The following is a 15,458-nucleotide window of genomic DNA, read 5'->3' on the forward strand; positions in this document are numbered from 1 at the left end:
TATTTTATCCCTACTCTTCATAATCATTTTAAATAAACTATTTCTACTGTTTATTTAATAGTTTTTCTAATGATTACTCTTTTTAAGAACATCTCAATGTTATTTACTGACTCAAGAAAAAGAATTTTAAGCTGATATTGTTATGAGTGCTAATTTTGTGATGGTAAAATAAACAAAGAGCGGGGAATAAAAAATAAGACATCAGAAAAAGTGAGCTAAAAAAACTGTGAAAAAGCGCCAAGTATGGCGCTTCTTGGTTATTAAACAACACGTAAATTAAACTTTGGGTTTATAACTTTCTTTATCAAGATCGTGTTTTTTCATTCGTAAATACAGCTTCTTACGAGGAATACCCAAATAATCCGCTACGTCACTCACTCGCCCCGCAAATAAATATAAGGCATCTTCAATTAATCGACGCTCATACTCATCTACCAGATTATCCAAAGGGCCTTCTGGTGGAATAATGGCGCGATGTTGTTCACTATCCACCATTTTTACAATACCGACTGCATAGAGTTCGGCAACATTTCGTAACTCACGAATATTACCCGGCCAATCGTAGCGCTTTAAAATATCGAGGTAATTACGATCAATCTTGGGTACTGCAATACCAAGACGCTGTGCGCTTTGTCGTAAGAAAGCTCTAAATAACGGAATAATATCGGGGCGTCTTGCACTTAATGGAGGCAGTGAAAAAGTGATTTGCGAAAAATAGTAATAGAATTCAGGAATTAATCGACCTTCTGTTACTAACTGCTGGGTATTGTTTTCTAAAATCGCAATCGTTCTAAAATGGCGTTTTCCTTGGCGTTCCATATCAAGCAGATAAGAGCTTAACCAGCGTTGTGCTTCTGATGATAAATCATAAGGGGAACGTAAAATCAGTGTTCCGACTTCATCCGCCTCAATTTGAGCAATCACTTGTTTGATATCCGATAGATTCTGACAATCGACTGTTTGGATCGCTTTATCACTGTGCGGGCTTAATTCATGCAATAATTGAGCAAGTAGATGACGCCCTGTTCCCATCTCCCCCTCTATCATTAAATCTTTATCGATATCGGCAATTTGTTGTACTTGTTCTCTGATCGCAGTGATTTGCGCACTGTCTCCCACTAATCGCTCTTGTGTGGTGCTTATTACCGCATTTCTAAGTGAGAGAATAGATTGACGCTCTTTATGTGCTTTCGCCACTAACGCTAAAAAAACAGGGGGATTAATGGGTTTCTCAATAAAATCATAAGCGCCTTTTTTTACCGCTTCCACCGCTAACGGTATATCGCCATGCCCCGTGATCATGATAACCGGAATACGAGCGTCAATGTCTTTAATGCGCTCTAATACCTCCATGCCATTCATTGCTGGCATATAAATATCAAGCACAACAGCCCCCTGCCATTCTGGTGTTAAAAGGCTTAATGCTTTTTCTGGAGAGTCGGTTACTCTAGCAACCATCCCCGCAAGATTGAGTAAATGACGATAAGATTCAAGAATATCTTCATCGTCATCAATTAATAAAACGTCGATATCAGGCATGTGTGATTGTGTCATCTGTAAACTCCAAAACAACCATGGCGCCACCCTTTAATGTAGAAGCCAAGTAAATTTCATAACCAAACCGTTGCATAATTGAACGGCAAATGGATAACCCTAACCCAAGCCCCACATCTTTTGTGGTTGTAAATGGGGTAAATAGTTTTGGTAAAACCTCTGAATTGAATCCTTTTCCACTGTCGGCAATCGCCACTAATTTTCGTTTGGGATCAACAGATAAAAGATCAATGGTGATCTGACTTTCCCCCCCACCCGCAATGGCATCCATTGCATTAACAAACAAATTAACCAAAACTTGCTCAATTTGTGTTGGGTCTGCACAAATGGTTAATTCATCAGGAATATTATTCGTAATAATGCACTGCTCTCGTTTAGAGCGAGACTCCACCAGCACCATCGCACTATCGACCAACTCTTTTAATGGTGCTGAAACAAAGCTAATTTCAGACGGCGATTTACGTGAAAAATTACGCAATGCCGTAATGATCCGATTCATTCGTGCACACAGCTTTTCAATACGTTCGATAGAATCAGGTAATTGATCATACTTTCCCATCTGTATGGTCAGTTTTGCACTGTATAGATAGGTGTTGATTGCAGAGAGTGGTTGATTAAGCTCATGTGCAAGGCTTGTCATCGCCTGCCCAACAACCGCCATTTTAGCCGCTTGTACTAACTCTTCTTGGGTCTGAATTAAATGTTTTTGTGCTTGCTCACGGCGCAACATTTCTTCATTTAATTGTTGGTTTTTATCCTGTAAATCTTGTGTTTTTAATGCCACCATTTGTTGAAGCTCTAATCGGCTTAACTCTTGGCGCGTAATATCGGTGATAGTCACAATATATTTGTGTTCATCTTTATGTGGATATTCTCGAATATTAAATTGTAAGAAATGGGGTTCACCCGCTTTTACCATTCGAATAATACATTCACTCTGCCCTAAACGATAAAGCTGACTGGTTGAGCTAAATTGCGCTTTAAGCATTGTGCTCGCCTCACCACTAAACAGTAGCCAAAGTGGCTTATTACTTTGCTCTTTTCCTGTTCCTAGTAGCGTTGCTGCACTTGGATTAACGGTTTCCATTCTGCCATCGTGGTGACAGGTAATTAAACTCGCATCGGTATTATTAATAAGATTTAACGCATTACTGGCTTCCACTTCTTTCATTTGACGCCAAAATCGACGAAGCCGTCGACTTAACAGACCAATTTCATCTTGCCCTTCAATCAGTACAGGCTCTGTTAAATGACCTTTGGCAACATGCGCTAAGTCATCACTGAGTTTATTCAATCTGGCGATAAGTCTTCTATCAATCAAGATTTTCATCACAATAATACTCAGCAATAGTGACGCAATAATGATAACAACAATAACAATCTTCCCCGTAGCCATAAGCTTACGGGTATTATCATTAAGCTTATTGAGTGCTTCACTTGTAGCAAAAACATTGCCTCTTACGGCATTATCAAACTGTGATAATTTTTCATTCAGTTCAGGGGTTAATGCTTTGAGCTTTTTCTCGTTATCGACATCATCAATCAGTGTTTGATAGATATCACCGTCATAACGAGTGATCGCAATAATCTCTTGTAATACTTGGCGGTGAGCAATCGTCGATGGATAACTTTTTAGCTTCTGATTTAAGGCGATGATTTCGTCAATTTTAACGCTGATATAATGAAAAGCGACATCAATATCACGACTATAACGTTGGTGAGCAATCTCTTCGACTAAACTAATTAACTCATTTTCTGTGGTAAATAACTCTTGTAGTAACGTAGATTCTAATAATAGCTGTAAGCTGTTTTCCTGTACGTTTTTCTCATTGATCATTTGGCTAACATGCCACTCAATTTCATTCAGTAGCGGTTTAATATCTTCACCAACGGCGTCATGCATCCATGCCAATTGCCCTAATAATTGTGCAAGGCGGTTTTCTAGTTCGCGCCGTTTATCCAATAACATATCTTGTTGATTAATAAGCTCTGTTAGCTCATCAACAAGTTGAGTATAAAAAGCACGCTGTGGTTTTTGTTCAATAGGAAATTCACGCAAATTATCGAGTAACTGATGAATTTCCTGCTGCTGTTGCTCTGAGACTGATTTTCGCTGTGTCTGCTCTCGCTCTTTTAATAGCATTTGTAAATTGGTGCTATAACGTTCCATATTATAGCTGGTGGTTAACATCGGTAGCGATCCTCCTACTGACGCATTAATTTGTGTCGCCAGTTTTCCCCACATAAAAAAGATAACCACACCAATTAATAAGGTGAGTAAAGAACTAAAGATAAACGCCATATACAGGCGTCTACCTAGTTTGCCAAATTGTTTAGGCACTAATAATTTCATCCGTAATACCTTTCATAAAAACAGCGCTTCCTGCTGTATATTTGAACCACAAGGCGGTTAGGGTGATTTTGTCTCTTTCAATAAAACTAATGCTTGTTCCAACCTTTCAGCTTCTAATGTACGCCATTGATACAGCACAGCGAGTGCTTGATCAGAGTATTCCCGCTGATCCGCTTCCTTCATAAATAAGGCTTGTAATGTCGGTGAATTAGCCTCTTTTTCACTAATAAGTACCGAGCTTGCTATTTTTCTCGCTTTACTAATCGCAGAAATACGTTCTGGCGTTTTATTTTCCTGTCTTTCTGCTTCGTGAATATCATTCCAAACTTGGCGCATTAACGGAAAATTATGGGTGATCATTTGATCAAATAATGCATTAACGACTTCACTACGACGATAAGCCTCATTGCTGTTTAAAATAAATTCCGTGTTATTAGCAAGTTCATCGTTATTACGTAAGATTGCTTTGCTTAATGGGATCTTTGCCATATCACTTTTTATAGATGATCTCTTGTCCTTCATCCGATAAAAGAAAGGCGATAAATTTGGCGGCGGTGTCTCTTTTACTGCTTTCGGCAACAATAGCGACATAAGCGGGTAAAATAATCGACTTATCAAAATAGCTAAATTCGACAAAATCAAATCGCTTTTGATGGTTAAAAGCGTAGTTATCGATAATGGGTCCAGCGCCGACAATGCCTCTGGCGATAGCATCACTGACACGAGAACTCCGTGCCGAAATTGAAGAAAGGTTACCACTGGTTTCGAGTAGGATCTGCCATCCACGCTCCCAGCCGTACTCTTGTAGCACATTTTCCACCATCAATTGCATCGTGCCAGAGTTTGCCGGAGTGGTCATGGTTAAGTGCCCTTGGTAAATCGGATCACTTAAATCAACCCAGCTTTTAGGTGCTGGAATACCCAGCTTTTGTAGGTATTGCGTATTACTCATAATGCCAATACCAGAATAGCCAACAGTGGTTATTTTATCGTTTAATATATCACTATGGCGTGTTAGCCATTTCGGCGTTTCGTAATTTACGGGTAATCGCGCGAGTAACCCTTCTCTGTCTAGATGATGAAAAAAGTTAGCCGATGACGACATCACAATATCAACTGGCTGTGTGGGGTATTGTTTCATCATCCGTGTTGCAATCGCGACGCGACGATAAACCACTTGCACTTTAGTGTCTGGATAACGAGCACTAAAGGCCTCTGTAAGTGGTCGCATTGGTGTATCTGAAAGTGTCGTCAGTATAACAAGTGGCTGCTCATCACTACGCACAGGTGTGATAAACAGCCAACTAAACAATAAACAGACGAGGCTTAATACTATTTTTATTCTCATGACATACCCCTGGTTTTGTTTTGAATAAACATAAAAATGTGTCGAACTTCAAACTTCTGATATTTAGCAATATTTATTATTTTGAACTAATGAGTCCTTAATGACCCATTTACAACAATGATATGACGATATCTTCACTCATTTTTAAACCAACACCTAATAGCAATGTTACAAATTTGACTCACCGATTCAGCAGAATGTGTCATCGATGACTCAAATTCTCTCTTTTGCACCAAGATGACCTAAATGAATAGCATCAGCTCTGAAAACTAAAATCAGCTTCAGACATGAATAATATTCGGAGTCATCTCTATGCTAAGTTTCTTTAAAACCAGAAAGGATCTGCCGCTAATAGAAGCGTCAAGCGAAAAGATCCGCGCAATATATAAAAAGCACCAATGGCAGGTCTTCTTTGGTCTTGTTCTTGGTTATGCCATGTTCTATGTGGTTCGTATGGCACTCGGTGTGGTGAAAAAACCGATGCTGGATGCAGGTATCGTAACCACCGCTGAACTCGGTTTAATGGGTTCTGCGTTCTTCTTTACCTACGCATTTGGTAAGTTCTCTAACGGCTTCTTGTCAGATTATGCCAATATTGGACGCTTTATGTCCATCTCGTTAATTGCCTCTTCCTTTGTTTGTATCTTCATGGGAATGTCAACGGCGAGCCTGTTCTTTATCCTGTTATGGGGTATTAACGGTTGGTTCCAATCTGTAGGTTCTGCACCTTCTTGCGTCTCTATCTTCCAATGGTTCTCACCAAAACAACGCGGTACGGTTTATTCCATCTGGGGTGGCTCGCGTAATATCGGTGAAGCAATCACATGGGTATTAACCGCGACCATAGTGAGCTTCTTCGGCTGGCGTGCTGGTTTTATCGGTGCAGGTATCGCAGGTATTGCTGCAGGTATCATCTTACTGATGATTTTAAAAGACCGTCCTCGTACTTATGGCTTACCTGATCCAGCAACCGCGTATGGCGAAGAGTCAGAAGCAGTTAAATCAAGTGATCCTAAAGAAACACGTCGTGCTCAGTTATTCGTATTAAAACAACCCACAGTGTGGATCATCGCAGCAGCATGTGCGGCGATGTATATCTCTCGCTATGCGATCAGTTCATGGGCTGTTCTATACCTACAAGGTTCAAAAGGTTACTCGCTGATTGATGCTGGCTTTGCCATGTCTACTTACCCAATCGCAGGTTTCTTCGGTGCAATCTTAGCGGGTATGGCTTCAGACAAACTGTTTAACGCTAACCGCCATATTCCAACACTGATTTACGGTATCGCCAACATTGCAGGTTTTGCACTGATGTTCTGGGGTCCACAAAGCCGTGTTATGGATGCAATTGCATTAAGTATGGTTGGTTTTGCAATGGGTGGTCTGGTTGTGTTCTTAGCAGGTTTAACCGCTTGTGACCTAATGCCGAAAAACGCAGTAGGCGCAGTAAAAGGCTTTATCGGACTGTTTGCTTATATTGCAGCATCAGCACAAGAACTGATTTCCGCCTCACTGATTAAAGTCACTCAAGTTGGTGATGTCACTAACTACGACTTCACCACCGTACAGTATTTCTGGATAGGTTCTGCCATCGTTTCCATGATTTTAGCGACGCTAGTCTGGAATGCGAAAAAAGTTACCATGGATTAATGAATTAATTAAGTTGTCATCAAGGGATACCGTTGGGTATCCCTCTTTAAAAAGAGAATGTCATTATGCGTAAGACAAAAATTGTTGCGACTCTTGGCCCAGCTAGCTGTTCAGAGCAGATGATTGAAAAGCTGATTATGGCAGGTGCTAACGTATTTCGTTTAAACTTTTCACACGGCACTCGCGAACAGCATCAAGCCACTGCCGCAACTATCCGTCAGGTCGCAGAAAAACATCGTGTATTTATCGGGATCTTAGCAGACCTGCAAGGCCCTAAAATTCGTATCGCTAACTTTAAAAATGATTCAATTCAATTAAAACAAGGCGATAACTTTATTCTAAATGCAGATTTAGACAGCACATTAGGCGACGAACAACAAGTTGGTTTGGACTATCCACAACTTGTTCAAGAAGTCACACCAGGGAATATTTTGTTACTTGATGATGGCAATATTCAATTACAAGTCAGCGCCGTCAATAATAATCAAATAGAGACCGTCGTTACTGTTGGTGGAAAACTCTCTAACCGTAAAGGCATTAACTTACTCGGTGGTGGTTTATCTGCTCCTGCATTAACAGACAAAGATAAACAAGACATACACACAGCAGCCGCTATTCAAGCAGATTACATCGCCGTTTCATTTCCACGTAATGGTGCGGATATTGAATATGCCCGTGGTTTAGTGATTGCCGCGGGAAGTGACGCCAAAATCGTTGCTAAAGTTGAACGTGCAGAAGTCGTTTCTTGTGAAGAAAACATGGATGACATCATTAAAGCCTCTGATGTCATTATGGTAGCGCGAGGCGATTTAGCCGTAGAAATTGGTGATGCCAGCTTACCGGGTGCACAAAAACAACTGATTGCACGCTGTCGCGCATTAGGTTGCCCTGTGATCACCGCAACTCAAATGATGGAATCAATGATTGAAAGCCCGATGCCAACCCGTGCAGAAGTCATGGATATTGCGAATGCGGTGGGTGATGGGACAGATGCCGTGATGCTATCAGCTGAAACAGCAGCGGGGAAATATCCTGTGGAAGCCGTTATTGCAATGGCTCGCGTAGCTGAAGGGGCTGAGCGTTCTTTTGCCGCGAATGTTGAAAATCCATGGCAATCGCCATCTTACTATTCACAAACAGGTCGTTGGATTGCACTCGCTGCTGCGACAACAGCTTTCCATGACGACAAGCATTTAAGTGTTGCGGCATTAACAGAAAATGGCAAATCAGTGACCTTATTGTCACGCTTTATGCCAAACAATAACGTATATGCATTAACAGATAATCCCGCACTTGCCGGTCAATTAACTGTATTACGTGGTGTAACGCCGGTCGCTTATCAACGTCAAAACAATAATGACTGCGATGAAAGTATCATGCAAAAACTGCAGACTGAAGGATTATTAACAGACATGAATTCACTCTTGATCACCCGTTTATCAACCTTTGAGAAAACCGGTGAAAGCGATTGTTGTCATCTTGTTCCTGTAAAACAGGTTGAAGTGGCAACGGCTTGAGTGTCTTCCATCAAGGAGCTTATGAGAGAGGCAACCTGAAGTAAATAACAAGAAAAAGAGCACACCAAATCATTTTAGCCACAAGGACTGTGGCTATTTTTATCTCTACTTATTATCGCAAGGATAGGCATCTTTTAATGCTAAAATATAAATTAACTCCAACGGCGTCTCTTTTTGTTTACTTTTCACGTCAGGATTTTTATCTAAATAAGCATCAATATGCTTAACCATAAAATCACTGTTTTGTTCCACTTTTTTAGGTGGGCAATAAAGTGGTTTAAAATCATGACTTTCATTCTCTAATCTTACTGACACCGCATAAAAATTAAATCCATTGGCAATACCATTAAGATAAGCTTGTGTCACGGACTCTAATTGCTTATTAGCAGGATTATCTTGAGTAAGCAATTGTTTAACTTGAAGATAAGCACTCAGCGTTATCGCTTGTGAATACAGTGGGAATAGCAATAGCATCCCGATTAACCCTTTTAATAACATTCCTTTTTTCATGCTGATTTCTCTTTGGTTCAATAGATATTGATTTCATTCTAATCGGTTTATTGCATTAAAAAAATACGCCATGAATATATGCAATGAAGATCTTTTAGAGGATCACATTGTATAAACCAAACTCATCAAATTGTGATCGCAAACTCATTTAGGATGGTTTCTAAACTAATTGATCGCTTTATACTTTACAAAGTAAATAAAACGGTGCATAACTATCAATCACAGACGATTTTATATAAAAAAAAACATCTTTTAGTTTTGTTTCTAAACAAATGGAGTAGTAACGTGACACCGAACGTACCCAATACATTACGGCAAATGAATGCCTCGCTTGTATTAAATGTCATTCGTCATCAAGGTCCTTTGTCACGGGCTCAGATAGCCCAAATTAGCGGAATTACAAAAGCGACGGTGTCTGAAATTATTAACGATCTCCTTGAAGAAAAAATCGTTTATGAAAGCGGTGTCAGTTCACCCGCAGGACAAGGTAGAAAAGGTATTTTAGTGAACTTCGATCCTCAACACAGTTTAGGTGTCAGTATTGATTTAGGTGGAACCAAAATAGCTTATGCGGTTTTTAACTTAAATGCCGAATTGTTGTATGAGTATCAAGAACCTACCTTTGATACTGACGATCGTGAGCACTTTATTACGCAATTTGCACAAAGTATTGAAAATGTGATCGAAAAAAGCGGCGTAGACCGTCAAAAGATCAACGTTATCGGTGTCGCCACACCAGGGATCATCGATATCAAAAATGGCGTTGTGCTAGAAGGTTCTCCTAATTTACCTCAATGGGATAACTTACCTTTGGCACAACAGCTGACAGAAAAACTCAATGTACCCGTAGTACTAGAAAATGATATTCGCGCAGCACTTGTGGGTGAAATGTGGAAAGGCCGCTGTCGCCATACGCACAGCTGTGCACTAATTGGTATCGGCACAGGGTTAGGCTCCGCCTTGCTGATGGATGGAAAAATTATCCGCGGCGCAAACAATGCAGCCGGTGAAATCGGCTATATGATGTTTGCTCGTGATCATCTTTTTCGTAATTGGCGCAATAAAGGGTGCTTTGAGAGTTTCTGCTCTGGCTCAGGTTTAAGTGAGCGTATGGCGAGCTTACGAGGGGAAAATCTTAGTGCGATTGAGATTATTCAAGCTTCCCTACATGGCGATCCACTTGCTCAATCTTTAGTTGAGGAAATGGCAGATTATCTTGCTATCGGCATTATGAATTTAGTCGCCATTGCAAATCTGGAAAAAGTGGTATTAACAGGCGGGATCACCCGTTCTGCTGACACCTTTTTACCACGTGTTCAGGCAAATCTAGATAGACATTTATTTGCTAACACCAAAGTGAATATCGAGCTTTCTGAATTATGGGAAAAAGGCCCGCTTTATGGCATTGCCATTCTTGCCTTAGCCACGGCTTACCCTTCAATTCAATTTATGCCCGAGATCCAATTGAGATAACCCTAATAAAAAAAGTCGTTAAACGAGATGGGAGTGACTCATGGCAGGAATACATCTTCACCCACATGATATTTTAGACGAAGGCATGCCCGCTATTCTTCAGCGCCTTGACGGTATGAAGCATGTTGAGCATTTATTTGTCGAAATTAATACTATTTTTGAACGTAACCCTTATCCTATTGGCGATCTGCCTCATAATCCTATTCATAATGTAGTTATGGGAACAGGTACACTGCATATCAATACTCATACTGATTTTCCTCGTCTGAGCCAACGTGTTGATCCCTCTATTTTAGCGGGCGCAGATCCGCTAATGACGATAAAAAAAGCCACTGACGGTGGAAAATATAAAGTCATTCCCTGGGCTAATATTCTTAATGGCGATTTTATCGGTGATGTGGAAAATAATCAGGTTGTCGATTTTAAAGGCCGTCCACAATCACATTGGCTCTGTCCTAATGCCCCTGATGTTGCTCAATTATGGCAAAAGACATTCACAGCATTAAAACAACATTATGGTTATGACACCTTTTTAATTGACCGAATTCGTTTTCCTGATTGGGCGGGTCAAGAAGTCAATCCTGCAGGATTATTTACCTGTTTTTGCCCTCATTGTGAAAAGAAAATGGGACAACAAGGCTTACCCGTTAATGAAATCAAGCATCGCCTTGCTGCTTTAGCTGATTCATTAAAACAAGGGGATTTTGAAACGCCTGTTACAGCATTAAAAGAAGAACCGCTGTTAAAAGCATGGCAACGCTTTCGCCAACAAAGTGTGACTCAATTAGTTGAAAAATTACTGTCTGATGCCAAACAAACGGCGGGGGGGATTACGTTATGGCTTGATCTATGGCCACCCGCTTATAGTTGGATCTTAGGTCAAAATTATCATGAATTAACGCGTTATTCTTCAACACTCAAACATTTCCCTTACCATAAATTAGGGGGAGGTGCAGATGTTCAAGGATTAATTAATCATTTTGCCCATGATAGCGAAAGCCAAGAGCGCGCATTTACTGCGTTCAAACGCTTATTTGAATTACCTTATGATATTTCATACGAAACCTTTAAACAGCAAGGGTTTCCTATTCACTTTGTTGCAGAACAAAATAATAAAGTTCGCCAGCTTTCACAGCCAAATACCTTTATTTATAGCGGCATTCAAATGTGGAATTTACCCGCATCTCAATTGATTGAAGCCGTTATTGCCGCAGAACAGAGTGCTTGTAATGACTTGCTTTATTATTGTTATGGATGGGCGACTCAAGAATTATTTGATGCGATTGGTGAACACAATACACCTAATAATAACACTTATAACAACAACACAATTACAGAATAATACACCGCGGAAAATCAGGAACAAATTATGGCTAAACAACAAAAGTGGAAAGTTTTTTTTTCTTCTGTTTGTCACGATGTTTTTACTCGGTGGCATTCAGAATACAAAAGGTCTTATTCTCGAACAAGTTCAACATGATATTTCATTAAATATGAGTCAAGTTGGCTCATTAATTACCTTTTTTCAAATCGGTTTTTTAGTCGCCAGTTTATTAACGGGCTATTTTACCGATAAGAAAGGGTTAAAAGTCATGATGTTTATTGGTTCATTAATGATGGCCGTTGGTTTAACAGGCACTAGCCTTGCTTTTAACGTGATGCTGTTTTTTGGCTTTTACCTGGTCATTGGTTTAGGGATTGGCTCAATGCTGGTCTCTATCGTTACTGTTATTCCGACTTTCTATAAAGAAAAAGCGGGAATGATGTTTAACGTCTCTAACGCCATGTTTGGTGTAGGGATGATTGTCACCCCACTTATTTTACAATATCTATTCTCACACTCTATTTCATGGCGTACTTTTTATGTTGGTGTTGCCGTTATTGTTGCTGTGATTATTTTAGTATTAAGCACCTTAAAAATCGAAAATAGCGCGCAAGTCGATATGAAATTCAGTGACTTTTTAGAGTTACTGACACAAAAATCACTGTTACTTGTTATTTTATTTATCACTTTATATGTGGCTGCCGAAGCCGCGTTTTTAAACTTCTTCCCTATTTTCTATACCTCTATGGATATTGGGAATATGAGTAATGCGCAAAAAGCAGAAACTGCCGCTTATGTCATTTCTAGTTTTGCTTTCTTATTTACTATCGGCCGCTTTATTGGTGGCTTTATTAACCTTGCATTGGGTGACCGCAAAACATTAATTTTATTTTCTCTATTCTCACTGATTGCCATTATTGTTAGTCGTATCTTTGTGCAAGATGTTGTTTATCTGTTTATGGTGTTTGGTTTTGCATTATCAGTTCTATTTCCAACAGCCGCAGCTGTTGCTACAAAATTAACTAGCAAAAGTGGCTCAGTAATGGGACTTATTTATGTTGCTTCAGGATTGGGCGGGGCTTTAGCCGGTTCGTTAATCGGTCAGGTTTCAGAAAGCTATAATGTTTTCTGTTGGCTTTAACCTTATTATCGTATTCGTCGCCCTTTTCTTTATCATTTCTCTGTTTATTAGAGAACAAAACAATAACAACGATCTATTATGCCTCTGAAGTTTTCCCCCTCTTTATGAGGGGTTTTTATTTCTATCGTGATATCTTCACAATATATTTTCGCTTTTACACTGTTGATTTTTTCGCCACCGCCCTAATAATAGTATCGATATTCACTGTTAAAATAGGAGAATATAATGGCGAGTGGATGGGCTAATGATAGTGCGGTTCAAGAGCAAATAGATGCCACCATTAATGATGCAATTGCAAGAGCTCGCAATCAAATGACGCAAGGTGAAAGTGCAGAATTTTGTGATGAATGCGGCGAAGCGATCCCTCCAGCTCGGCAAAAAGCCGTTCCTGGTGTACGTTATTGTTTAAATTGCCAAGAGGCATTTGATAAAAAAAACAATACGTTTAGCGGGTATAATCGTCGTGGTAGTAAAGATAGTCAACTCAGATAAACTGTAACTATTATCATATAAAACAAAAACTGTACCTTAATATGTATTTTCCCTACTAAAGTACAGTTTGTTTTATTTAACTAATCCATGAATTGATTAAATTTTTACGGCTTTTTTCGAGCTCAGATTTTGACTCAATTCAGTTAAAATCTTCATAAAATTATCAATATGTGCACGCTCTGTATTTGGGTTCATAAATACCGCTTTTTCACCAGGAAGATAAATATAGCGGTTATTTTTTGCATATTTAGAACAAGCAATAGAATCAACCCAGTTAGTAAATAACCCTTCTCTACCACGCTGTAAGAAAAGTTTTCTATGCCATTGGGTATTATGAACCATAAAATCATATGCTTCTTTATCAGTAGAACATGTTAGTTCTAAGTCAAAAGCAACGTTAGGATCTTTGACTAAATTAGGATCATACAGTTTAAAACCAACACTTGGTCCTTGGTTTTGCGGCACGATCACTTTCGCATTCCCCATTTCCAACAACTGATGACGCATATAGTTCGCATTTTGCAAACAGTGAGCAATAATCGTTTGGTAACCCTCAATCCCCATATAATGCATTGCAGAATAAGCACCAAAAATGCCTACACCACTACGAGTACATTCAATTGTAGATTGTAAGTGAGTCTGCCCTTCTAACTCATGCTCAAAGTAGGTGAAGTTTTCAGGATCGTTTTCAAGTGCGACAAAGTCATTACCGTTTTTCACCAACACTAAACTTGAGGTATAAGGTACATAACCCCATTTGTGGAAATCGATAGTGATGGAGTCAGCATATTTCAGATGTTTGAATTTCTCAACATTCTGGCGTAACCCTTCTAAAGTGACATCATTAATTGCCAGTGGGTTAGTGCTAAAATCATATTCTAAGAAGAAAATGATCGGCCAACCAACAGCTGCGTCAACGTGTACGTGTGGCTTAACTGTGATCTCGAACTCTTCACATAAACGGTCACGTAACTCACAAACACCTTTCACATCATCGACACCAAAGGTATCTGTTGTTCCCGTGGTTAACATAATCGTTGGCACTTTACACTTAACTGTAAAGCACGCCCTTAATTCACGCTCTAGGTGCTCTAAATTAATGGTGTTATCTTCAGACACTTTAATACGGATGGTTTTGTTATCAACATCAACGCCTAATAAGGCAAGATTAGTCATATTGGAGTAGTGACCACCTTGAGAATTAATGATGCGATAATCTTGATCCGCTGCCATACCTAAATGCTTAGAATTAGGCATTGATTTGCGTAAACCAAATAGATAACCATATAAATTACACATAGTGCCACCTTGAGTGAACACACCAGATGCAATTTCAGGATCATAGCCAACCAATTTAGCGACTTTTTTAATCGTCACTTTTTCTAACGCATCAGCAACACCAGAATATTCACAATACACCATATTAGGATTGCCCATTAACCCTAACATTGAACCATAAACACCAGGATCACTCGGCATTGCAATCACGTTTTCAACCGCTAATGGGTTTTCCCAGTTTTTACACAGTGTCGACACTAACATCAGTAATTCATTAGGATCGTTTTCTGGGTAATTTATGTTGTGTTGGATTTGCGTATCCGCCATTAAACGATCGAATAGCTGTTGCCCGTTTGAGTAACGTTGTAATTGGTCATTATCGTTAGCTGTTGTTTTTCTAAACTGTGTGATCGATTGGATTGTTTTATCCTGAAATATCGGCCAATACTTCGGATCTCGGCTGAAAAAGTGAGCAATAACGTCGTGGTATTTCTTCTCAAATTCGGCATTAAGAACGTTAGCAGAAGATAAACCTAATAAATCTTGATTTTTCACTATATTCTCCAAATAGAAACCGACAAATGTTTAAATTGATTGCATAGCAATACTATACATTTTCTAATTAAATGAGTGAGTGCTTCAAGCGATCGCATCGTTTCTATTGGAAACCACATAAAACAAAATATTTCATTTAATATCAATACAATATAAATATTCGGAAAGTTAAATTTACAGATGTTATTATTTTATTTATATACTTATGTGACTAATATCACAGTAGAAATAACGTTATAAAAAAAAATAATCACCCTCAATAC

General features: G+C 39.3%; 12 protein-coding genes. 6 read left to right on the forward strand and 6 right to left on the reverse strand.

Annotated features, from left to right (window positions below):
• Window positions 1–276: 276 nt before the first annotated feature.
• From BHE89_RS17280 to BHE89_RS17290, 4 genes are read right to left on the reverse strand one after another with little or no spacing between them, the layout of a single operon-like run.
• Window positions 277–1,554, reverse strand: a complete 1,278-nt coding sequence (locus BHE89_RS17280) for a sigma-54-dependent transcriptional regulator (RefSeq protein WP_069369707.1) — start codon at window positions 1,552–1,554, stop codon at window positions 277–279.
• Window positions 1,532–3,907: an ATP-binding protein gene (locus BHE89_RS17285; RefSeq protein WP_069369708.1), complete on the reverse strand. Its 2,376-nt coding sequence runs from the start codon at window positions 3,905–3,907 to the stop codon at window positions 1,532–1,534. The genes BHE89_RS17280 and BHE89_RS17285 overlap by 23 nt, the downstream gene beginning before the upstream one ends.
• Before the next feature lie 57 nt (window positions 3,908–3,964).
• Window positions 3,965–4,396 carry a hypothetical protein gene (locus tag BHE89_RS26235; RefSeq protein WP_286146247.1) on the reverse strand — a complete coding sequence of 144 codons (432 nt, stop codon included), beginning with the start codon at window positions 4,394–4,396 and terminating at the stop codon, window positions 3,965–3,967.
• A 1-nt stretch (window position 4,397) separates the two neighbouring features.
• A complete protein-coding gene (locus tag BHE89_RS17290) occupies window positions 4,398–5,255 on the reverse strand; it encodes an ABC transporter substrate-binding protein (RefSeq protein WP_286146248.1) in 858 nt (285 codons plus the stop codon).
• Between the two features lie 312 nt (window positions 5,256–5,567).
• On the opposite strand from BHE89_RS17290, the gene BHE89_RS17295 reads away from it, so the two are divergent.
• Window positions 5,568–6,905, forward strand: a complete 1,338-nt coding sequence (locus tag BHE89_RS17295) for an MFS transporter (protein WP_069369710.1) — start codon at window positions 5,568–5,570, stop codon at window positions 6,903–6,905.
• A 65-nt stretch (window positions 6,906–6,970) separates the two neighbouring features.
• Entirely contained in the window at window positions 6,971–8,422 is a 1,452-nt protein-coding gene (gene pyk, locus BHE89_RS17300; RefSeq protein ID WP_069369711.1) for a pyruvate kinase, read from the forward strand.
• A 105-nt stretch (window positions 8,423–8,527) separates the two neighbouring features.
• On the opposite strand, the gene BHE89_RS17305 is transcribed toward pyk, so the two are convergent.
• Window positions 8,528–8,932 (reverse strand): Rap1a family protein, encoded by a 405-nt coding sequence (locus BHE89_RS17305; protein WP_069369712.1) that lies wholly within the window; start codon window positions 8,930–8,932, stop codon window positions 8,528–8,530.
• A gap of 285 nt (window positions 8,933–9,217) precedes the next feature.
• Between BHE89_RS17305 and BHE89_RS17310 the strand changes: the two genes are divergently transcribed.
• The 4 genes from BHE89_RS17310 (at window position 9,218) to BHE89_RS17325 (ending at window position 13,362) form a co-directional block, all read left to right on the forward strand.
• Window positions 9,218–10,405 (forward strand): ROK family transcriptional regulator, encoded by a 1,188-nt coding sequence (locus BHE89_RS17310; protein WP_286138929.1) that lies wholly within the window; start codon window positions 9,218–9,220, stop codon window positions 10,403–10,405.
• A 40-nt stretch (window positions 10,406–10,445) separates the two neighbouring features.
• Window positions 10,446–11,747 (forward strand): hypothetical protein, encoded by a 1,302-nt coding sequence (locus BHE89_RS17315; RefSeq protein ID WP_069369713.1) that lies wholly within the window; start codon window positions 10,446–10,448, stop codon window positions 11,745–11,747.
• Window positions 11,683–12,870: an MFS transporter gene (locus BHE89_RS17320; RefSeq protein WP_286146249.1), complete on the forward strand. Its 1,188-nt coding sequence runs from the start codon at window positions 11,683–11,685 to the stop codon at window positions 12,868–12,870. The genes BHE89_RS17315 and BHE89_RS17320 overlap by 65 nt, the downstream gene beginning before the upstream one ends.
• 225 nt (window positions 12,871–13,095) lie before the next feature.
• Window positions 13,096–13,362 (forward strand): DksA/TraR family C4-type zinc finger protein, encoded by a 267-nt coding sequence (locus BHE89_RS17325; RefSeq protein ID WP_069369715.1) that lies wholly within the window; start codon window positions 13,096–13,098, stop codon window positions 13,360–13,362.
• A gap of 96 nt (window positions 13,363–13,458) precedes the next feature.
• Here BHE89_RS17325 and BHE89_RS17330 read toward each other — a convergent pair whose 3' ends face one another.
• Complete coding sequence (locus BHE89_RS17330) at window positions 13,459–15,195, reverse strand: pyridoxal phosphate-dependent decarboxylase family protein (protein WP_069369716.1); 1,737 nt, start codon at window positions 15,193–15,195, stop codon at window positions 13,459–13,461.
• Window positions 15,196–15,458 lie beyond the last annotated feature (263 nt).

Origin of the sequence: Shigella sp. FC1967, assembly GCF_001743005.1 — a bacterium.
GTDB lineage: Bacteria > Pseudomonadota > Gammaproteobacteria > Enterobacterales > Enterobacteriaceae > Proteus.

Coding starts and splice junctions, on each gene's coding strand:
- BHE89_RS17285 (WP_069369708.1), bottom strand. CDS start 3,907: ATGAAATTATTAGTGCCTAAACAATTTGGCAAACTAGGTAGACGCCTG.
- BHE89_RS17280 (WP_069369707.1), bottom strand. CDS start 1,554: ATGACACAATCACACATGCCTGATATCGACGTTTTATTAATTGATGAC.
- BHE89_RS26235 (WP_286146247.1), bottom strand. CDS start 4,396: ATGGCAAAGATCCCATTAAGCAAAGCAATCTTACGTAATAACGATGAA.
- pyk (WP_069369711.1), top strand. CDS start 6,971: ATGCGTAAGACAAAAATTGTTGCGACTCTTGGCCCAGCTAGCTGTTCA.
- BHE89_RS17315 (WP_069369713.1), top strand. CDS start 10,446: ATGGCAGGAATACATCTTCACCCACATGATATTTTAGACGAAGGCATG.
- BHE89_RS17290 (WP_286146248.1), bottom strand. CDS start 5,255: ATGAGAATAAAAATAGTATTAAGCCTCGTCTGTTTATTGTTTAGTTGG.
- BHE89_RS17320 (WP_286146249.1), top strand. CDS start 11,683: ATGCGATTGGTGAACACAATACACCTAATAATAACACTTATAACAACA.
- BHE89_RS17325 (WP_069369715.1), top strand. CDS start 13,096: ATGGCGAGTGGATGGGCTAATGATAGTGCGGTTCAAGAGCAAATAGAT.
- BHE89_RS17295 (WP_069369710.1), top strand. CDS start 5,568: ATGCTAAGTTTCTTTAAAACCAGAAAGGATCTGCCGCTAATAGAAGCG.
- BHE89_RS17305 (WP_069369712.1), bottom strand. CDS start 8,932: ATGAAAAAAGGAATGTTATTAAAAGGGTTAATCGGGATGCTATTGCTA.